Genomic DNA, 19,632 nt, shown 5'->3' with positions numbered 1-19,632 from the left:
TCACGCTCCTTCGGCGGGGCGGGTCGGGTGCGCGGCTCGCTCAGCCGCGTGCGCAGAGGCCCGCGCTCGTCGGGCAGCCTCCCACTCGGGCCGGATGCGCGGCACCGCGGCGAGCAGCGTCCGGGTGTACTCGTGCCGCGGCGCCTCGAACACCGTGTCCCGGTCGCCCTCCTCGACGACCCGGCCGCCGCACATCACGGCCACACGGTGCGCGATCTGCCGCACGACGGCGAGGTCGTGGGCGATGAAGAGGTAGCTGAAGCCCTCCTCGCGCTGCAGGTCGCGCAGGAGGTTGATGATCTGGGCCTGCACCGACACGTCCAGGGCCGACACCGCCTCGTCGCAGACGACGAGGCGCGGGCCGACGGCGAGCGCCCGGGCGATGCCGATGCGCTGCGCCTGGCCGCCGGAGAACTGCGCGGGGTGACGCTGCCACTGCATCGGGTCGAGACCGACCCGCTCCATCAGCGCCTGGGTGAACGCCCGCGACCCGCCCGGCGGCCTGCGCCCCTGGTAGAGCAGCGGCGCGGTGACGATCCGTTCGACGGTGTGGCGCGGGTTGAGCGACGAGAACGGGTCCTGGAACACCACCTGGACCTCACGGCGGTACGCGTGCAGGGCGCGGCCGCTCAAGGCCGTGACGTCCTGCCCGTCGAAGGTCACGCTGCCGGAGGTCGGGTCGAGCAGCCGGGCGACGAGCCGAGCCGTCGTCGACTTGCCGGAGCCGGACTCGCCCACGAGGGCGAACGTCTCCCCCGGCGCGACCGTGAGGCTCACGTCGTCGACGGCCCTGAAGCTGCGGCCCCGGCGGACCAGGCCGCCGGAGCCGGCCACCGGGAACTCCTTGACGAGGTGGTCGGCCCGCAGCAGCGGCGCGGGAGCCGGGCGACCTTCGGTGGGCTGACCGGACCGGTCGGTCCCGGGCCCCGGTGCGGTCCGTGTCGCCCTGCTGGTCGGCGTCTGCGTCACGCTCGTCCTCCTGTCGCGGCGACCGGGCGCAGTGCCGCGATCTCGTCGTCGATCCGGGGCACGGCGTCGAGCAGGTCCCGGGTGTACTCGTGCTGCGGGTCGCTGAAGATCGCCTCGACCGGCCCCATCTCGACGCACTCGCCGCGCCGCATGACGACCACGTGATCGGCGATCTCGCTGACGACGGCGAGGTCGTGCGTGATGAGCACGAGCGCGAGACCCGTGTCCCGCCGGATCTCCTGGAGCAGCTCGAGGATCTGTGCCTGGACCGTCACGTCGAGCGCCGTGGTCGGCTCGTCGGCGATGAGCAGCTCGGGCTCGGTCGACAGGGCCATCGCGATCATGACGCGCTGACGCATGCCGCCCGAGAACTGGTGCGGGTAGTCGTCGACCCGCCGACCGGCCTCCTTGATGTGGACGCGCTCCATCGCCTCGACGGCGACAGCGCGCGCCTGTCGTCGCGTCACGCCGCGGCGGTGCGAGCAGTACGCCTCCTCGATCTGCTTCCCGACCGTGTAGTACGGGTTGAGCGACGACAACGGGTCCTGGAAGACCATGGCGACCCGGTCCCCGCGAACCCGGCGCAGCTGCGGCTCGGACATCGAGGTGAGGTCGTCGCCGCCGAGGAGCACCCGACCCGAGCGCGTGGCCGACGGCGGCAGGAGCCCCATGATCGCGAGGCTCGTCAGGCTCTTGCCGGAGCCGGACTCGCCGACGATGCCGAGCGCCCCGCCGGCATCGAGGGTGAGGTCGAGATGCGAGACGACGTCGGTGTGGCCGGTCGAGGTCGGGAACGACACCGTGAGGTCGCGCACGTCGAGGAAGGCCGACGCGCCGGAGCGAGGGGTCGCGCTCATGCCGCCACCCGCACCCTCGGGTCGATGACCGTGTAGACGACGTCGACGACGACGTTGCCGACCACGACGAAGAAGGCTGCGAGCAGCGTGACACCCATGATGACGGGCTGGTCGTTCTTGGCGATCGAGTCGGCGGCCATCTTGCCGACCCCGTTGAGGCCGAAGACGGTCTCGGTGATGAGGGCGCCGCCGAGGAGGCCCGCGAAGTCCATCCCGAAGACGGTGACGACGGGGGTCAGGGCGGGGCGCAGCGCGTGGCGGCGCCACACGAGCCGTGGCGCCAGTCCCTTGGCACGGGCCGTGCGCAGGAAGTTCTCCTGGAGGGTGTCGATGACGTTGGCGCGGGTCAGCCGGGTGTACGCGGCGGCGTACCCAACGGCGAGGACGATCCACGGCATGACGAAGTTGAGGAACCAGCGCCCGGGGTCCTCCCCGAAGGGCACGGCCTGCGGGAACGGCAGCCACTGCAGCTGCACGACCAGGACGTACTGCAGCACGAGCGCGAGCACGTAGTTCGGGACCGACAGTCCACCGAGCGTCAGGCCGGTGAGGACGCGGTCGACCCACGTGCCCTGCTTCACGGCCCCGACCAGGCCGCTGACGACGCCGACGAGGAGCCACAGCACGGCCGCGCCGATCGCGATGGTCGCCGACACCGGCAGGCGCGCACCGATCATGTCGGTGACGGACTGGCTCGACTGGAACGAGTACCCGAGGCACGGCGCCGCGCACTCGACGGCCCCGCCGCCCTCGCCGTAGGTCCGGCCGGCGACGAGACCGCCGAGGAAGGTGAGGAACTGCGTCCAGAACGGCCGGTCCAGCCCGAGGTTCGCCCGGATCTGGTCGATCCGCTCCGGGGTGCAGCTCTTGCCGCACACCTGCACGGCGGGGTCGGGCGACAGGAGGAAGAACACGGCATACGTGAACAGGCACACGAGCAGGAGGACGCCGACCATCGCGGCGAGCCTCCCCACGAGGTAGCGGGGCATCAGCGGGCCTCCCCGGTGTCGATGACGGCCCGGAGCCGGTCACCGAGGACGGTGAACGACAGCACGAGCAGGAACAGGAACAGGCCGGGGATGGCGAAGTACGTCGGGACCACCGAGTACCACGTCACCGAGCTCGCGATCATCTGGCCCCAGGACGGCTCCGGTGGCACGACGCCGACGCCGAGGAAGGACAGGCCCGCCTCGGTGCCGATGTAGCCGGGCACGGCGAGCGTCACCATGACGATGATCGTGGAGCGCAGGTTGGGCAGGATCTCGCGGAAGACGACCGCGGCCCCCGAGGCGCCGGACGCCTGCGCCGCCTCGACGAACTCACGGCGCGCGATCGACATCGTCTGCCCTCGCACGATCCGGGCCAGGTACGGCCAGCCGAAGACCGAGATGACGACGACGAGCAGCCCGCCTCGGTTGCCGGCCGGCAGGGCCGACAGCACGGCGATCATGAAGATCAGCGCCGGGAAGGCCATCAGGAAGTCCATGACGCGTGAGATCACCTGGTCGACCCGGCCACCGAAGTAGCCGGCAAGCAGCCCGAACGTGACGCCGAGGACCGTCGTCAGCGCTGTGGCGGCCAGCGCGATGGTCATGGACACCCGGGCGCCGTAGACGATGCGGGCGAAGATGTCCCGCCCGCTGCCGGGCTCGACGCCGAACCAGTGCGAGCTCCCCATCCCGCCCCACGCTCCGACCGGCACCCCGCCGAGGTTCGGGTCGATGGCCGACTGGTCGAACGCGTAGGGCGACCAGCCGCTCACCGTCACGATGAGCGGCGCGAGGACGGCCATCAGCACGACGAGTCCGATGTAGGAGGCCGACAGGACGGCGCCGACGTCGTGGCGCAGAGCACGCAGGACGCGCCCGCCCGAGGGCTGCGCGGGTGGCGCGGCCAGGTCGGCCGCGTCACCCGCCCCCACCGGGGGACGCTCGTGCTCGAGCTCGGTCGGGGTGATCGTCATGAGGTCAGCTCTCGTCGGCGTCGCGCAGCCCGACGAGGACGAAGTCGATGCCACCGGTCGCAGCACCCGGGGAGGCGAAGAGGCCGGCGACGTTGCGGCCCGGCAGGTAGACGGCCTGCTCGACGTTGAGCGGGACGATGGGCGCGAGCTTCATGACCTGCTCGTCGAGGTCGCCCCACTGCTGGTTCGCGGCCTCGAGGTCGCTCATCGCGCCCACCTCGTCGATCCGCTTGTTGATGGCCGGGTCGTCGAGCTGGGCCAGGTTCGGGTTGCCCTTGTCGGTGATGGTCGGGCCGTAGAACAGCGGCGGGATGAAGGTCGCGGCCGACGACGCCCAGTCGGGGCACCAGCCGGTGATCGCGGCATCGTGCTGCTGGGAACGGGTCCCGATCGTCTCGTAGTACGTGGACGTGTCGATGACGTTGAGCTGCACGTCGATGCCGATCCGCTTGAGCGACTGCTGGATCGCCTCGGCCTGCTTCTGCATCTTCGGCTGGGACCGGATGTCGAGGACCATCGAGAAGCCCTGCGACCGCCCGGCCTCGGCGAGCAGCTTGCGGGCCGCCTCGACGTCGCCCTTGTGACCCGGGCTCGGGTAGAGGTCGTAGTCCTTGTGACCGGCCACGGTCGTCGGCAGGATCGTCGTCGCGATCGTGGCGAGCTGGGTGCCGCCGGTGGCGTTCTGCACCGCGGCCTTGTCGACGGCGTAGTTGATCGCCTGGCGCACGCGGACGTCGTCGAGCGGCTTCTTGGTCGTGTTGAGCGACATGTACGTCGTGCAGATGCCCGACATCCGCAGCACGCGGTCCTTGTACTGAGGTGCCTGGAGGCGAGGCAGGGTCGAGGCCTGGATCGTGCCGGCGATCGCGTTGGCGTCAGTGCCCTGCCCGGCGAGGAGACGCTCGTCGATGGTCGCGGGGTCCAGCCCCATCGTGAAGCGCCACGCGTCGGGCTTCGCGGTGCGGACCTGGTCGGTGGCCGGGTCCCACTTCGGGTTGCGCTCGAGCTGGATGAGGCTGCCGGGCGTGTACGCGGCGAGCTTGTACGGCCCCGACGCGATGATCTTCTTGATGAAGGAGTCGCCGGCGCCGCTTCCCTTCGGGAAGGGCGTCATGTTCACCTGGCCGACGACGGCGTCGAACTCCGGGAACGGCTTCTTGAGGTGGAAGACGATCGTCTTCGCGTCGGGGGTCTCGATCGTCGACAGGTCTCCGGAACGGTACGGCCCGGCGTACCCCTCGGGTGCGGCGATGACGTTCTTGGCGTACGGCGACCCGATCCCGATCTCGGGGTCCCACGCCCGGGAGATGCCGAACTTCACCTCCGCCGACGTGATCGGCGTGCCGTCCTCGAACGCCAGGCCCTCCTTGAGGGTGTAGGTCCACGTCTTCCCGCCGTCGGACGGGGTGCCGAGGCCGGTCGCGAGGTCGGGCACGATCGCGTTGGGGTCCTTCGCGTTGCCCGGTGCGGGCGTCGTGAGCGTCCGGTACACGAGGCGGTAGAAGTTGTTGACGCCGCCGTCCCAGCCACGGGCGGGGTCGAGGTAGGAGAAGTCGGAGTTCTGGAGGACCTCGACCGTGCCGCCCTTGGCGGGGGTCGCGGTGAAGTCGACGGCGGCCGCGCCGGGCGATCCGCTCGTGGCGCCGCCGCCGTTGCAGGCGCCGAGCGCGAGGGCCGCTGTCGTGGCGAGGGCAAGGGTCGTCGTGAGGTGGCGTTTCATGGTGACCTTCCGGAAGATGGTGTGGGGTTCGGTCGGGGTCGGGGGGACGACCACTCGATGCACGGTCGAAGAGGAGGACGGACGCGGGATCAGCTGCGCCGCAACCAGACCCGCATGGCGGCGGGTCCTCGGTTGCCCCACAGGAAGTAGGGCACGAGAGGGACGGGGACGACGTCGGGCTGCGCGGCGGTGGCCGGTGCGCCCCGGTCGACATCGGGGTCGATGTCGGGGTCGATGTCGGGGTCGAGGTCGGGGTCGAGGTCGGGGTAGGGGTCGTCGACGTCGGGGACCCGCACCGTGACGAGCCCCTCGACGGCGTGACGCAGCACGGGGTCGTCCGGGCTGGAAGGGGCCGCCTCGCGCGCGCCGACGAGGACGAGGTCGTCGACCGGCGCCGGGGCGTCGTGCTGCTCGACGCAGTGCACGACGGGTCCGCGTAGGACGGCGGCCGCCCCGCGCGTCGCGTCGACGTACGGATGGGAGCGGACGACGCGGACGCACATCGGCAGGGTGAGCCGGATGCGGTCGCCCGCACGCCAGCGCCGATCGAGCCGTGCCCAGCCGGGAGGGGTCGGCGTGGGGGCGGCGCCGTCGACCTCGATCCGGGCGTCGTGCGCCCACCCCGGCACCCGCACGGTGAGCGTGGCCGGCCCCTCTGTCGCCCGCAGCACGGTGATCTCGACGTCGCCCTCGAAGGGGTACGCGGTGCGCACCTCGACGTCGAGGGCCGGGCTCTCGATGACGCCCGCGGTGATGAGGCCGAGCGTCAGCGACGTGTCGTCGGCGAGGGCGACATGGTCCTGGAGCTGGGCCATCCACCGGACGACGTTCGGCGGGCAGCAGGGGCACCCGAACCAGGCCCGCCGCAGGGGCTCTCCCCCGGACTCGGCACCCGAGCGCTGCTCGTGGTCGGGCCGTCGCTGGAGCGGGTTGTCGTAGAAGAACGCGTCGCCCGCGAGCGAGAGGCCGACCGCGTACGCGTTGTAGAGGATGCGCTCGACGGTGTCGAGGACGTCGGCGCGACCCGTCGCCACGAAGAGCCGCCAGCCCCACTGCATGGCGCCGATGGCCGCGCAGGTCTCGGCGTAGGCGCGTTCCGACGGCAGCTCGTAACGGTCCCCGAACGCCTCGTCGGAGTGCCGGGCGCCGAGCCCGCCGGTGAGGTAGGACTTCGCGGCGACCATGTCGTCCCAGAGGACGCCCAGGTGGCCGAGCAGCTCGGTGTCGCCCGTCTCGAGGGCGACGTCCGTCGCGCCGGCCGCCAGGTAGACCATGCGCACCGCATGGCCAGTGACGGACGACAGCTCCCGCAGCGGGACGTGGTCCTGGAAGTAGTCGGGCGGGAAGATCGTGTGTGTCAGGGTGCCGCTGCCGCGGCGGTCGACGAACAGACGCGCCTGGCGCAGGTATGCCGTGTCTCCCGTCTCGCGGTACAGCTCGACGAGCGCCATCTCGACCTCGGGATGGCCGCAGTACGCGGGCTCACCGTCCTCGCCGTAGCGCCGCACGACGAGGTCCGCGAAGCGGCGGGCCACGTCGAGCAGCCGGGTGTCGCCGAGCTGGCGAGCAGCGGCCACGGCGGCCTGGGTCAGGTGCCCGAGGTTGTACATCTCGTGCCCCCACGCGAGGTCAGACCACGGTTCGCGCAGGGCGCCGGCGCCGAGGAAGGCGCTCCCCACGTATCCGTCGTCGGACTGGCTGCGTGCCACGAGGTCGACGGCCGTCTCGTAGAACCGCCTGGCCTCGACGGCCTCCGGCTCGTCGTCGCGGGCGTCACGCTCCGTCTGTGCGATGACGTAGGCGAGACCCTCGAGGGTCTTGTAGACGTCCGTGTCGAGGAACGGGTAGCGCCCGGCGTAGTGCGAGCTCGTGTCGTCGGCGAGCCGACGGAAGTTCTCGAGGTTTCCCGCACGTTCGACCTCGCGGGTCGTGTGCGGGACGGTCACCTGCCGGTTGCGCTGCTGCCAGTCGGCCAGCAGGCCGGACGTGAGCCGCACGGCCCCGGAGCCGAGCGGTCGACCGAGGGGACCTGTGACGTCCGCGGCGGGTGCCCGGCTCGGCGGCTCAGGTGGCAGGGGCGCGCTACGGGGTGACACCCGAGGCAGCTGGGTGGTCGGGCCGGGCACGGTGGCTCCTTTGGGTCGATCACTGGTACGTGATATTTCACAGATCACATAGCGTTAGCGGCTGGCGGAGAGTCAACCACAAGGTCGGCGCGGATGGAAGGCCCGTTTGTTAGCGTTCACAGGAATGAAACACGCTCTGCTGCCTCACAATTTGGGCGGACGGCGGCGGGTGCTTTCGGGCCAGCGCGCTTGGGCGCCAGCTGGACGGCGACGGCCTTGACAGCCGTAGTGCGGTACTACGTAAGATATTACTGAGGGTCCGACCGTCGGGCCGCTCTGAGCGACCGCGACACCCGCGCCTGGCGGAAGGACCCTGCATGAGCACGACGACCTCGCCCGGATCGCTCCAACGCATCGAGCCGACCGAGAGCCTGCGCGAGCGCGTCCGCCGCGCCCTCGTCGCCGCCATCGTCACGGGTGAGCTGGCCCCGAACCAGCTCGTGTCGGTCCCGACCCTCGCCACGCGCTTCAACGTCTCGGCGACGCCGGTGCGCGAGGCCATCCTCGAGCTCGAGAAGTCCGGATACGTCGAGCCCGTGCGCAACAAGGGCTTCCGCATCACGGTCGTCAGCGAGGAGTCACTGCGCCACGTCGCCTCGGTGCGCCTCATGATCGAGCCCACCTGCATGGAGCGCCTTGCGGCCAGCTTTCCGAAGTCCGCTCTCTCCGAGCTGCGCGGCGGCGCCGACCGGATCGTCGAGGGTGCCCGCACGGGCGACCTCGTCGCCTACCTGGAGGCAGACACGGCCTTCCACGTGCGGCTGACCGCGATGCTCGGCAACCCGATCGCGGTCGACATCGTCAGTGACCTGCGCAGCCGAGCGCGCCTGCTCGGACTGTCGGCCATCGCCGGCACGAGCCGGCTCGTCGAGTCCGCGCACGAGCACCACGAGCTGCTCGAGCTGCTCTCCTCGGGTGACGGCGCCGGGGCACGTGCACTCATGGAGCGGCACATCGGCCACTCCCTCGGCCTGTGGGCGGGGCACGCCGAGGCCTGAAGCCCATCCGGCCGCACGACGGGGCCACCGCATTCTCCGGTGTGATGTGTCACGCGCCAGCCACGCCGCCGCCCGCACCAGACCCAGATCCGAAACCGAGCCCGAAGGGAGCGAGATGAGCGACGTCGTCGTCATCGGCGCGGGCATCGTCGGTGCCGCCTGCGCCCGCGCCCTGGCAGGACGCGGAGCACAGGTCACCCTCGTCGACCGCGGCTCACCGGGTACGGCGACGAGCGCGCACGGCGAGGGCAACATCCTCGTCTCCGACAAGGGCCCCGGCCCGGAGCTCGACCTGGCCCGCTACGCGTCCGCACTCTGGCCCGACCTCGCCGCGGAGCTCGCCGACGAGCTCGGGCCACGATTCCCGTCCCTCGAGTACGACCGGAAGGGCGGGCTCGTCGCCGCGACGACGGAAGCCGGCGCCCAGCCGCTGCGTGCCTTCGCGACCTCGCAGCGCGGGGGCGGCGTCGACGCCCGCACCGTCTCCCTCGCCGAGGCCTTGCAGCTCGAGCCGTACCTCTCCCCTGAGCTGGCAGCGGCCGTCCACTACCCCGAGGACGCGCAGGTGCAGCCCGTCGTCGCGACGGAGGCCCTGCTCGCGTCCGCTCGCCTTCGCGGGGTCGCCGTCCGTGCAGGCTGCGAGGTCGTCGGGTCACTCACCGGCAGTGACCGCGTCCGCGGGCTCCGCACGACCGACGGCGTCCTGCACGCGGATGCCGTGGTCGTCGCGGCCGGGCCGTGGTCCGGCGTCGTCGCCGAGCGGCTCGGTGTGTCTCTTCCCGTGCGGCCTCGCCGCGGGATGGTGCTCGTGACGACCCGCATGCCGCACCGCGTGCACCACAAGGTCTACGACGGTGACTACTTCGGCGCCACCCAGTCGGCCGACGCCGCACTCCAGGCCTCGGCCGTCGTCGAGTCGACCGCCGCGGGCACGGTTCTCATCGGGTCCAGCCGCGAGCAGGTCGGCTTCGACCGGCGGCTCCGCGTCGAGGTCCTCCGGGCGGTCGCCCAGCGCGCCCTGCGCCTCTTCCCGTTCCTCGAAGGCGCGAGCGTCATGCGCTCCTACCTCGGGTTCCGGCCCTACGTGCCCGACCACCTGCCCGTCATCGGTTCAGACACGCGCCTGTCTGGCGTCTGGTTCGCCACCGGGCACGAGGGAGCAGGGATCGGCCTGGCGCCCGCCACCGGCGAGCTTCTCGCCGAGCTCTTCGTGGGCGGGTCTCCCGCGCTCGACCCTCGCCCGTTCCGTCCCGGACGCCCGGGCCTGGCCACGGACGCGGGTCCCACCGGGGCGCCGGTGGTCACCGAGGACGTGGCCTCGTGACCGTCGACAACCCTGCCGGGCAGGTCGGTGGCGGGCACTCCTACCCGGTGACGGTCTCGGTCGACGGCGTGCCCGTGACGGGGCGCGCCGGGCAGACGATCGCGGCAGTCCTGCTGGCCGCGGGCGAGTCCTCGTGGCGCACGACGTCCTTCGGTGACGCCCCACGCGGCCTGTTCTGCGGCATCGGCGTCTGCTTCGACTGCGTCGTCGAGGTCAACGGCCTCGCCGACGTCCGCGCCTGCCTCCGACGGGCGCGCGACGGCGACGTCGTCGTCCGCCAGCACATCACGCTCCCCCGGGAGACGCCGTGAGCGCCGCCGGTGGCCCCCGCCACGTCGCCGTCGTGGGCGCCGGTCCGGCCGGGCTCGCCGCGGCCCGTGCAGCGGCCGAGGCCGGGGCTCGCGTCACGCTCCTCGACGCCGCCGACCAGACGGGCGGGCAGTACTGGCGGCATCCCGCCGAGCCCCTCGACCACCTAGCACCCGACGACCTGTCCGTCCAGCACGGCTGGCGCACCTACCGAGCTCTCGACGACGCCGTGCGCACACACCCGCGCGTCGACGTCGTGACGGGCGCCCAGGTGTGGGCCGCCGAGCAGCACGACGACGGGCAGCGGCTCCACGTCCTCGTCGGGCTGCCCGACGACCTCGACCGCGAGGCACTCACGCTCGCACCGGACGCCGTCGTCGTCGCCACCGGGGCGCACGACCGCACGCTCCCCTTCCCGGGCTGGGACCTCCCGGGCGTCACGACGGCAGGCGCGGCGCAGGCCCTCGTCAAGGGCGACCGAGTCGCGGTCGGCGACCGCGTCGTGGTCGCGGGGGCAGGTCCCTTCCTCCTGCCCGTCGCTGCGACACTGGCCGCCCGCGGGACCTCCGTCGTCGAGGTGCTCGAGGCGAGCAGTGCCCGAGCCCTCGCGCGTGGCTGGCTCACGAGCCCTTGGCGGCTCTCGGGCAGCACCGCCAAGCTCACCGAGCTCGCCGGCTACGCCGCCACGCACGTGCGGCACCGGATCCCGTACCGCATCGGCTCGGCCGTCGTCGCGGCCCACGGGACGACCCACGTCGAGGCCGTGACCATCGCGAGGCTCGATGCCGGATGGGCACCGGTCCCAGGCACCGAACGCACGCTCGAGGTCGACGCCGTCTGCGTCAGCCACGGCTTCACCCCCCGCCTGGAGATCGCCATCGCCCTGGGCACGCGGATCACGCCATCCCGTTTCGTGTCCGTCGACGACCGTCAGCGCACCAGCAGCCCCGGCGTGTGGGCTGCCGGCGAGACGACCGGCATCGGCGGCGTGGACGCCGCGCTCGCCGAGGGCTGGCTCGCGGGTCACGACGCCGCCGGCGGCGACCCGGCCACCCCCGACGCACGACGCGCGGTGAAACGGCGGCGGGCGACGCGGGAGGTCGCGGCCCGGCTCGCCCGGGCACACGGCATCCGGCCCGGGTGGGTCTCGTGGCTGCGCGACGACACCATCGTGTGCCGCTGCGAGGAGGTCACCGCCGGCCGACTGCGCGAGACCGTGGCACTCACCGCCTCGACCGACCCCGTCTCGGTCAAGCTCACCTCGCGTGCCGGCCTCGGCATCTGCCAGGGGCGCATGTGCTCCCCCGCGGTGTCCGCACTGCTCGGCGCGCCCGGCGCGCTCGAAGCGCGTCCCGTCGTCACTCCCGTCCGGCTCGGCGACCTCGCCCGCGCAGGGTCGCCGCCACCCACCAGCCGCACCACCACGTCGCCCGGCACCCGTCCCGGCGACGAGCACCCCACCCCAGAACGGAAGGACACCCCGTGAGCACCACCCCCTTCGACCTCGGCGGCGTCGTCGTCGCGACGACGCTCCCCTTCACGGAGGACGAGTCGGCACCCGCCGGCCTCACCGTCGACTACGACCGGTACGCCGAGCACTGCAGCTTCCTCATCGACAACGGGTGCCGCGGCGTGGGCCCGAACGGCTCGCTCGGCGAGTACTCGTCCCTCACCGACGAGGAGCGCCGCCGCGTCGTCCAGGTCGCCGTCGAGGCCGTGGGCGGACGCGGCATCGTCGTCGCCGGCGTCCACGGCGTCGGCTGGCACCAGGCCCAGCACTGGGCTCACCTCGCCGCCGAGGACGGCGCCGACGGCGTCCTCCTGCTGCCGCCGACCATCTACCGCGCCAACCGATCCGAGGTCGTCGAGCACTACGCACGGGTCAACGAGGTCGGGCTGCCGATCATGGCCTACAACAACCCGTTCGATACCAAGGTCGACCTGACGCCCGACCTCGTCGCCGAGATCGCGCAGCTCGAGAACGTCGTCGCGATCAAGGAGTTCTCCGGCGACATCCGCCGGGTGCTCGAGATCAAGGAGGTCGCCGACATCGACGTCATCGCCGGTGCCGACGACCTGCTCTTCGAGTCCCTCGTCGCGGGCGCGGTCGGCTGGTTCGCCGGCTACCCCAACGCCTTCCCGCGCGAGGCCGTCGAGATCTACACGCTCGTCCGGGAGGGCCGGATCGCCGAGGCCCGTGAGCTCTACTCGCACCTGGTGGCCGTCTTCCGTTGGGACTCCCGCACCGAGTTCGTCCAGGCGATCAAGCTGTCGATCGACATCGCCGGTCACAGCAAGGGCGGACGCACCCGTCCCCCGCGCGGACCGCTCAGCCCGGAGCACGAGGCCCAGGTGCGCAAGGACACCGAGAAGGCCCTGTCCTACCTCGCCTCCCGATGAGCGCCGGGGACCCACAGGTCCGGCTCAGGCCGGGCACCCTGTCGTTCACCGCCGTCGACTCGCACACGGAGGGCATGCCGACGCGTGTCGTCACCGACGGCGTCGGCGTGATCCCGGGAGCGACGATGAACGACAAGCGGCTGCACTTCATCGAGCACCTCGACGAGATCAGGCAGCTGCTCGTCCTCGAGCCGCGCGGCCACGCCGCCATGAGCGGCGCGATCCTGCAGCCACCGACGCGGCAGGACTGCGACTGGGGCGTGGTCTACATCGAGGTGTCAGGCTGCCTGCCGATGTGCGGCCACGGGACGATCGGCGTCGCCACGGTGCTCGTCGAGACCGGGCTCGTCGAGGTCGTCGAGCCGGTGACGACGATCCGGCTCGACACACCCGCCGGCCTCGTCATCGCCCGGGTGGCCGTCAGCAACGGTCACGCGGACTCCGTGACCATCGAGAACGTCCCCAGCTTCGTGGTGCGCCTCGACGACACGGTGGCCGTGCCCGGGCTCGGGGACGTCCCCTACAGCCTCGCCTTCGGCGGCAACTTCTACGCCATGGTCGACCTGGACGCCGTCGGCCTGCCCTTCGACCGCGCGCACCAGGACGACGTGCTCGCAGCGGGCCTGGCCATCATGGACGCGATCAACACCAATGCGCCGCCTCACCACCCGACCATCGACGGCGTCGACCACTGCCACCACGTCGAGTTCATCGCACCGGGCTCCGACGCCACGCTGTCGCGCCACGCCATGGCCATCCACCCCGGCTGGTTCGACCGGTCGCCCTGCGGCACGGGCACGTCCGCCCGGATGGCCGAGCTGTGGGCGCGCGGCGACCTCGCCCTCGACACCGACTTCGTCAACGAGTCGTTCATCGGCAGCCGCTTCGTCGGCCGCCTCGTCGCCGAGACCGAGGTGGCCGGCATCCCGGCAGTCGTCCCCACCATCACCGGCCGGGCGTGGGTCACGGGGTCGGCCCGCTACCTGCTCGACCCCACCGACCCCTTCCCCGCCGGGTTCGCGTTCTGAACCGCGACGGCACCCGAGGAGCACCCGTGACCACGACCCACATCCACCCACGCCCGGCGGCGTCCACACGCGTCGACGACGTCGTCGCGAGGGCCCAGCGCGCCTTCGACGTCCTGCCCGACCTCGCACCCGCCGTGCGCGCCGCCGCGCTGGACGGCGCCGCCCGCGCCCTCGGTGAGCACGCCGACGAGCTCATCGGGATCGCCGAGGCCGAGACCGGCCTGCTCCCTGCGCGGCTCGCGGGCGAGCTGCGACGCACCCGTGTCCAGCTCGGGCTCTTCGCGCGCGTCGTGGAGCAGGGGGCCTACCTCGACGCCCGGATCGACGAGGCCGATCCCGACTACGCGCTCGGCGTGCCGCGCGACGACCTGCGCCGCGTCATGGTTCCCGTGGGCCCGGTCCTCGTGTTCGCGGCGAGCAACTTCCCCTTCGCCTTCTCGGTGGCCGGTGGCGACACGGCGTCGGCGCTGGCTGCCGGCTGCCCCGTCGTCGTCAAGACGCACCCGGGCCACCCGCGCCTCTCGCGTCGTGTCGCCGACCTCGTCGCGACGGCGCTCGTCGATGCAGGCCTGCCCGACGGGGTGCTGCAGCTCGTCGAGGGCCAGGAGACGGGCCTCGAGGTGCTGCGCCACCCGGGGGTCCGGGCCGCGTCCTTCACCGGCTCGCTGCGCGCCGGGCGCCTCCTGGCCGGGGTGGCCGCGTCCCGCCCCCATCCCATCCCGTTCTTCGGCGAGCTCGGCAGCGTCAACCCCGTCGTCGTCACGGCGGCCGCCCTGTCCGAGGGCGGCGACGACCTGCTGCGTGGCTATGTCGCGAGCGTCTCCGGATCCGCGGGTCAGCTCTGCACGAAGCCCGGGTTCCTGCTCGTGCCAGAGGGATCGGTGGTTGACACCGTGATCGCCGAGGCGGCATCCGAGGTGCCGGAGCACCGCCTGCTCAACCCCGCCATCGCCGACGGCTACGTCGCCCGGCGCGCGGCGGTGCTCGCCACGGCCGGCGTGCGCGTCGTGCACGCCGGGTCGGTCCGGCGCGACGACGACGGTCAGGCCTGGGTGACACCGACCTTCCTCGCCGTGTCGCTCGCGACCCTGCGCAACCACCCCGACACCCTGCTCGACGAGGCCTTCGGCCCGCTGTCGATCCTCGTCGAGGTCCCCGCCCGGAGCGACCTCGCCGCTGTCGTGGCCGACCTGTTCCCCGGCAACCTCACGAGCACCGTGCACCTCGGCACGGGGGAGGTCGGCCCGCACCTCGACCGGCTCGTCCGCGTCATGGCGCGCACCTCGGGCCGAGTGCTCTTCCGTGGGTGGCCGACGGGTGTGGCGGTCACTCCGGCCATGCAGCACGGAGGCCCCTGGCCGGCCACGACGACGGACGCGACGTCGGTCGGAACCGCCGCGGTCGGTCGCTTCCAGCGCGGTGTCGCCTTCCAAGGAGCTCCCCAGGTTCTCCTCCCGGCCCCTCTGCGCGACGAGAACCCCTGGGACGTGCCCCGATCCTTTTGTGCCGCAGGCGAGTCCGCCCGCTGGTGATCCGCCCCTGACGGGGTGACGCGGCCTTCACGGCGCCGAGCCAGGAGCCCCCATTGACCACAGTGTGTGACATATCATATGGTATTGCTCACATCGGTGAGTGCGTCGCCCCGCCCGGTGGCGACAGGGACGTCCGTCGGACGCCCGCACCCGGACGCTCGCCCGATCCTGAGGCTGGAACCACCGGGCACCCGCGCTTCCGCCCGTCCCGTCCTGCCCCCGGCCGCCATGGCGGCCCAGGCGGAGGTGCGCGCGCGCCGGTCGATCCTCCGACGACGAAGGAGACGACGCATGACGAGCAACACCTTCTCTCGACGCCAGGTCCTGCGCTACGGGGCAGCGTCAGCGGGCGCCGTGGCCGTGGCGGGCGCAGGCGCGACTGCTGCCGGCGCAACCATGACGAGCGGGACGGCGAGCGCCGCGGCCGCCGCCTCGCGCACGGTGAACGGGCTTCCGGTCCCCCGTTCGTGGACCGCGCTGCCGTTCGACCTCGACTCCGTGCAGCTGCGGCCCAGCATCTTCACCGAGAAGCGCGACCGGATGCTGGCGTACGCCCGCGCCTACCCCGCCGACCGGATCCTCAGCAACTTCCGGGCGGCCGCCGGACTGGACACCCGCGGTGCGCAGCCGCCGGGCGGTTGGGACGACGCCACGGGCAACCTCCGCGGACACTACAGCGGGCACCTCATGTCGATGCTCGCGCAGGCATGGGCCGGCACTGGGGAAGCCGTCTTCAAGGACACGCTCGACGAGGTCGTGGCGGGCCTGCAGGAGTGCCAGCTGGCCTTCGACGCCAAGGTCGGCCAGCCTGGCACGCCACCCCCACCGGCGACGTGGGGCACAGGGAGGTTCGGCAACGGCCTCGTCCTCTCGGGTGACGGTCAGTACGTCGGCCTGCCCGACGCGACCATCGACGGCCTGCACGACTTCACGATCTCGATGTGGCTCAACCTGCACGAGCTGCGCACGTGGTCACGAGCCTTCGACTTCGGCACGGGAACGACATCCAACATGTTCCTCACGATCGACGCCGGCTCCGGGCCCCGGTTCGCCATCACCCGCACGGGCGGTGGAGGCGAGCAGCGGATCAACGGCACGAGCCGACTCGAGACCGATCGGTGGACCCACCTCGCCGTGACCATGAGCGGGCAGGTCGGCACTCTCTACGTCGACGGGGCCGTCGCCGGCACCAACACGGCCATGACGCTCTCGCCCGCCGACCTCGGTGCGCCCAAGAACAACTGGATCGGCCGCTCGCAGTACGGTGACGCGATGCTCGCCGGCACCGTCGACGACGTGACCATCCACAGCCGTGCCCTCGCTGCCGCCGAGATCGCCCAGCTCGTCACCACGCCCGGCGGCGGCGCCGGCGGAGACGTCGCGTGGTACCGCTTCGACGAGACCTCGGGTGTCACGGTCGGCGACTCCTCCGGCCGCTCGTGGGACGCCTCCATGGTGACCGGCGAAGGCGGACCGGCCGGGCCGAGCCACCCCGGCTACCTTGCGGCATACCCGGAGACGCAGTTCATCAAGCTCGAGCAGTACGTCACCTACCCCGCCATCTGGGCGCCGTACTACACGTGCCACAAGATCATGCGCGGCCTCCTCGACGCCCACACCCTGACCGGGAACGCCACAGCGCTCGAGGTGGTCAGGCGCATGGGCGAGTGGGTGCACAGCCGGCTCAGCACGCTCCCCCGTGAGCAGCTCGACCGGATGTGGGCCCTCTACATCGCCGGCGAGTACGGCGGCATGAACGAGGTGATGGCAGACCTCTACTCGCTCACCGGCGACGAACGGTTCATGCAGACGGCACGCTGCTTCGACAACACGACGCTGCTGGCCGACTGCGCAGCCGACCGCGACACCCTCGAGGGCAAGCACGCCAACCAGCACATCCCCCAGTTCATCGGCTACCTGCGCGTCTTCGAGCAGGGGGGCGACACCTCGTACCGGGAGGCGACGCGTCACTTCTTCGACATGGTCGTACCCCACCGGGCGTACGCGCACGGCGGTACCGGGCAGGGCGAGGTCTTCCGCAAGCGCGACGTCATCGCGGGCACCATCGTCACGACGACGAACGCCGAGTCCTGCGCCGCCTACAACATGCTCAAGGTTGCGCGGAACCTCTTCTTCCACGCACCCGACGCGCGGTTCATGGACTACTACGAGAAGGCGCTCGTCAACCAGATCCTCGCCTCACGCCAGGACGCCGACAGCACGACGGACCCCCTCGTCAACTACATGGTGCCGGTGGGCCCGGGCGCCACGCGAGGCTACGGCAACACCGGAACCTGCTGCGGCGGAACGGGACTGGAGAACCACACGAAGTACCAGGACTCGATCTACTTCCGGTCGCCTCAGGACGACGTGCTCTGGGTCAACCTCTACATCCCGTCGACGCTGACGTGGTCCGAGCGCGCGATGACGGTCACGCAGACCGGCGACTACCCGCGCTCCCAGTCGAGCACGCTGACCGTGACGGGCAGCGGCCGGCTCGACCTCCGGCTTCGCGTCCCGTCCTGGTCGGGGGACGGCTTCACGGTGGCCGTCAACGGTCAACGCCAGTGGGTGGAGGTGGGCTCGGACGGCTACGCGCGGCTGCTGCGCTCGTGGCGCTCGGGCGACCGGGTCACGGTCACCTTCCCGTATGCCGTCCGCGTCGAGCAGGCCCTCGACGACCCGAGCGTGCAGGCGCTGCTCTACGGTCCGGTGGCCCTCATCGGCAAGTCCCAGGCGACGAGCTGGCTGCCGGTCGGACTGTATGGCGACCTACCGCTGTCGGGCGACCTCGGGGCGGTGGTGAAGCCCGGTACGAGCCCGATGACGTTCGAGACCAACGGGATCCGGTTCGAGCCGTTCTACCTCGGCAATCCGGAGCCCTACCACGCATACGTCAGGCGGACCGAACCGACGATCGTCTTCGCGGGGCAGGACTCCGGCGTCGAGAACCGCCGCGACGATGACGGTCGCAGCTTCCTCGATGCCCTCTGGTCCCTCGCGCCGTTCAAGAACAAGAAGGCGTTCGAGCGTGCCGTCGCGAACACGACCGCGACCTGGACCCAGGCCGGCCTCCTGACGGCCGACGAGGCCACGACCGTACGCCGTGCCGCCGCCTCCGCGCCGATGAGGCCGGCGTGAGCCCGGCCGGCGCGCGACTGCCCGCGACCTTCCACTCCAAGGAGCCATCGTGAGACCCATCCTTTCCGCACTGGCCGCAGTGGCGGTCGGAGCCTCGCTGACCGTCGCGGCGCCGCCCGGTTCGGCCGCTGCCCCCGCACCCTCGGCACTGGCAGGCATCCTCGCGCCGGCCCAGGCGTGCCGTGTCGCCACGACCCAGACCGATCTCGCCGAGGGCTTCCCAGTGGCGGAGCAGGCCCTGCCCGCACGGGGAAAGCTCCGCGCGGCAATGATCTTCGTCGACTTCCAAGACGCCCCCGCCCCGCGCGGGTCGCTGCTCAAGGCCGAGAGCAACCTCGCGCCCGGCATCGACTACCTCAACACGCTCTCGCGTGGCGCCCTCGAGGTCACGGCGCGCTCGAGCGATCGCTGGGTCCGGATGCCGCGGCCGTCGACGGACTACCCCTTCGAACGCGGCCTCAGCTATGAGGACCACGTGCGCTACATCGAGGACGCGATCCGCGCAGCCGACCCGGTCTACGACTTCGCCGATGTCGACGTCGTGTGGGTCGTCGCGACGGAGGCGGCGAGGGACATCACGTACTCGCCGACGACGAACTTCCTCGACGTGACGGCCGACGGCAACCATCTGACCCACGCCATCACGTTCGGCTACGACCAGTGGAGGTGGGGCGGCCTGGTGCTCGCCCACGAGAGCGGGCACACCCTCGGGCTGCCCGACCTCTACACGTTCGACCCCGCGCCGGGAAGCGACCCGCCGAACTACCACGCGGCCGTCGGCGGCTGGGACCTCATGGGCCTCATCTCGGGCCAGGCGCCGGAGTACCTGGCGTGGCACCGGTGGATGCTCGGCTGGCTCCGGGACGGCGAGGTGGCCTGCCTGGGTCCCGACCGCGACACCACCGTGCGCCTCACCGCCGTCGAGGTGGGTCGGGGCACGGCGATGGCCGTGCTGCCGCTCGGGGGCAGTCGGGCGCTCGTGCTGGAGTCGCGCAAGCCGCTGCGCTACGACCGGGAGATCGCGGCGTCCGGAGTGCTCGTCTACCTCGTCGACACGGCGGTCGCCACCGGACGCGGGCCGGTGCGCGTGGTCGACACGACCCCCGGCACGGCCCTGGGACTCGATGACGCGCCGCTGCAGGCGGGCCTCACGTGGACCGACCCCGACTCGGGCACGTCCGTAACGGTGACGTCGAGCACGGCGACGGGCGACACGGTCCGGATCACGCCCGGGCGTCTTTCGGCAGCCGCGTCCTGACCGGGTG

15 protein-coding genes are annotated in these 19,632 nt (G+C 72.0%); 9 read left to right on the top strand and 6 right to left on the bottom strand.

Annotated elements, in window-relative coordinates; all coding sequences use genetic code 11:
• From ACFQU3_RS05230 to ACFQU3_RS05205, 6 genes are all read right to left on the bottom strand, one after another.
• The gene (locus tag ACFQU3_RS05230) at nt 1-969 is read right to left on the bottom strand and encodes an ABC transporter ATP-binding protein (protein ID WP_385907464.1); all 969 of its coding nucleotides are present in this window, start codon (nt 967-969) and stop codon (nt 1-3) included.
• The gene (locus ACFQU3_RS05225) at nt 966-1,826 is read right to left on the bottom strand and encodes an ABC transporter ATP-binding protein (protein ID WP_385907462.1); all 861 of its coding nucleotides are present in this window, start codon (nt 1,824-1,826) and stop codon (nt 966-968) included. Before ACFQU3_RS05225 ends, ACFQU3_RS05230 begins: the two co-directional genes overlap by 4 nt.
• Nucleotides 1,823-2,815, bottom strand: coding sequence for an ABC transporter permease (locus tag ACFQU3_RS05220; RefSeq protein WP_385907460.1), 993 nt, complete (start codon nt 2,813-2,815; stop codon nt 1,823-1,825). Before ACFQU3_RS05220 ends, ACFQU3_RS05225 begins: the two co-directional genes overlap by 4 nt.
• On the bottom strand, nt 2,815-3,789 hold the full coding sequence (locus tag ACFQU3_RS05215) for an ABC transporter permease (RefSeq protein ID WP_385907458.1): 975 nt from the start codon (nt 3,787-3,789) through the stop codon (nt 2,815-2,817). The genes ACFQU3_RS05220 and ACFQU3_RS05215 overlap by 1 nt, the downstream gene beginning before the upstream one ends.
• Before the next feature lie 4 nt (nt 3,790-3,793).
• Entirely contained in the window at nt 3,794-5,509 is a 1,716-nt protein-coding gene (locus ACFQU3_RS05210) for an ABC transporter substrate-binding protein (RefSeq protein WP_385907456.1), read from the bottom strand.
• Nucleotides 5,510-5,598: 89 nt separating this feature from the next.
• Nucleotides 5,599-7,635, bottom strand: a complete 2,037-nt coding sequence (locus tag ACFQU3_RS05205) for a glycoside hydrolase family 127 protein (RefSeq protein ID WP_385907454.1) — start codon at nt 7,633-7,635, stop codon at nt 5,599-5,601.
• A gap of 317 nt (nt 7,636-7,952) precedes the next feature.
• Between ACFQU3_RS05205 and ACFQU3_RS05200 the strand changes: the two genes are divergently transcribed.
• The 9 genes from ACFQU3_RS05200 to ACFQU3_RS05160 all read left to right on the top strand — a co-directional run bounded on the left by ACFQU3_RS05200 (nt 7,953) and on the right by ACFQU3_RS05160 (nt 19,625).
• Complete coding sequence (locus tag ACFQU3_RS05200; protein WP_385907452.1) at nt 7,953-8,633, top strand: GntR family transcriptional regulator; 681 nt, start codon at nt 7,953-7,955, stop codon at nt 8,631-8,633.
• Between the two features lie 115 nt (nt 8,634-8,748).
• A complete protein-coding gene (locus ACFQU3_RS05195) occupies nt 8,749-9,957 on the top strand; it encodes an NAD(P)/FAD-dependent oxidoreductase (protein WP_385907450.1) in 1,209 nt (402 codons plus the stop codon).
• Nucleotides 9,954-10,268, top strand: coding sequence for a (2Fe-2S)-binding protein (locus ACFQU3_RS05190; protein ID WP_385907448.1), 315 nt, complete (start codon nt 9,954-9,956; stop codon nt 10,266-10,268). The genes ACFQU3_RS05195 and ACFQU3_RS05190 overlap by 4 nt, the downstream gene beginning before the upstream one ends.
• Nucleotides 10,265-11,752: an FAD-dependent oxidoreductase gene (locus tag ACFQU3_RS05185; RefSeq protein ID WP_385907446.1), complete on the top strand. Its 1,488-nt coding sequence runs from the start codon at nt 10,265-10,267 to the stop codon at nt 11,750-11,752. The genes ACFQU3_RS05190 and ACFQU3_RS05185 overlap by 4 nt, the downstream gene beginning before the upstream one ends.
• Nucleotides 11,749-12,666, top strand: a complete 918-nt coding sequence (locus ACFQU3_RS05180) for a dihydrodipicolinate synthase family protein (RefSeq protein ID WP_385907444.1) — start codon at nt 11,749-11,751, stop codon at nt 12,664-12,666. Before ACFQU3_RS05185 ends, ACFQU3_RS05180 begins: the two co-directional genes overlap by 4 nt.
• Nucleotides 12,663-13,694, top strand: coding sequence for a proline racemase family protein (locus ACFQU3_RS05175; protein ID WP_385907442.1), 1,032 nt, complete (start codon nt 12,663-12,665; stop codon nt 13,692-13,694). The genes ACFQU3_RS05180 and ACFQU3_RS05175 overlap by 4 nt, the downstream gene beginning before the upstream one ends.
• A gap of 26 nt (nt 13,695-13,720) precedes the next feature.
• The gene (locus tag ACFQU3_RS05170) at nt 13,721-15,226 is read left to right on the top strand and encodes an aldehyde dehydrogenase (NADP(+)) (protein WP_385907441.1); all 1,506 of its coding nucleotides are present in this window, start codon (nt 13,721-13,723) and stop codon (nt 15,224-15,226) included.
• 291 nt (nt 15,227-15,517) lie between these two features.
• Nucleotides 15,518-18,367, top strand: a complete 2,850-nt coding sequence (locus ACFQU3_RS05165; RefSeq protein WP_385907439.1) for a beta-L-arabinofuranosidase domain-containing protein — start codon at nt 15,518-15,520, stop codon at nt 18,365-18,367.
• 49 nt (nt 18,368-18,416) lie between these two features.
• Nucleotides 18,417-19,625 (top strand): hypothetical protein, encoded by a 1,209-nt coding sequence (locus ACFQU3_RS05160; protein ID WP_385907437.1) that lies wholly within the window; start codon nt 18,417-18,419, stop codon nt 19,623-19,625.
• Nucleotides 19,626-19,632: the final 7 nt, after the last annotated feature.

The organism is Terrabacter sp. GCM10028922 (assembly GCF_042666095.1).
In the GTDB taxonomy this organism is placed as follows: Bacteria; Actinomycetota; Actinomycetes; order Actinomycetales; family Dermatophilaceae; genus Terrabacter.
This window is presented reverse-complemented; position numbering and strand designations above follow the sequence as displayed.

Coding starts and splice junctions, on each gene's coding strand:
- ACFQU3_RS05210 (WP_385907456.1), bottom strand. CDS start 5,509: ATGAAACGCCACCTCACGACGACCCTTGCCCTCGCCACGACAGCGGCC.
- ACFQU3_RS05220 (WP_385907460.1), bottom strand. CDS start 2,815: ATGCCCCGCTACCTCGTGGGGAGGCTCGCCGCGATGGTCGGCGTCCTC.
- ACFQU3_RS05200 (WP_385907452.1), top strand. CDS start 7,953: ATGAGCACGACGACCTCGCCCGGATCGCTCCAACGCATCGAGCCGACC.
- ACFQU3_RS05165 (WP_385907439.1), top strand. CDS start 15,518: ATGACGAGCAACACCTTCTCTCGACGCCAGGTCCTGCGCTACGGGGCA.
- ACFQU3_RS05175 (WP_385907442.1), top strand. CDS start 12,663: ATGAGCGCCGGGGACCCACAGGTCCGGCTCAGGCCGGGCACCCTGTCG.
- ACFQU3_RS05215 (WP_385907458.1), bottom strand. CDS start 3,789: ATGACGATCACCCCGACCGAGCTCGAGCACGAGCGTCCCCCGGTGGGG.
- ACFQU3_RS05195 (WP_385907450.1), top strand. CDS start 8,749: ATGAGCGACGTCGTCGTCATCGGCGCGGGCATCGTCGGTGCCGCCTGC.
- ACFQU3_RS05225 (WP_385907462.1), bottom strand. CDS start 1,826: ATGAGCGCGACCCCTCGCTCCGGCGCGTCGGCCTTCCTCGACGTGCGC.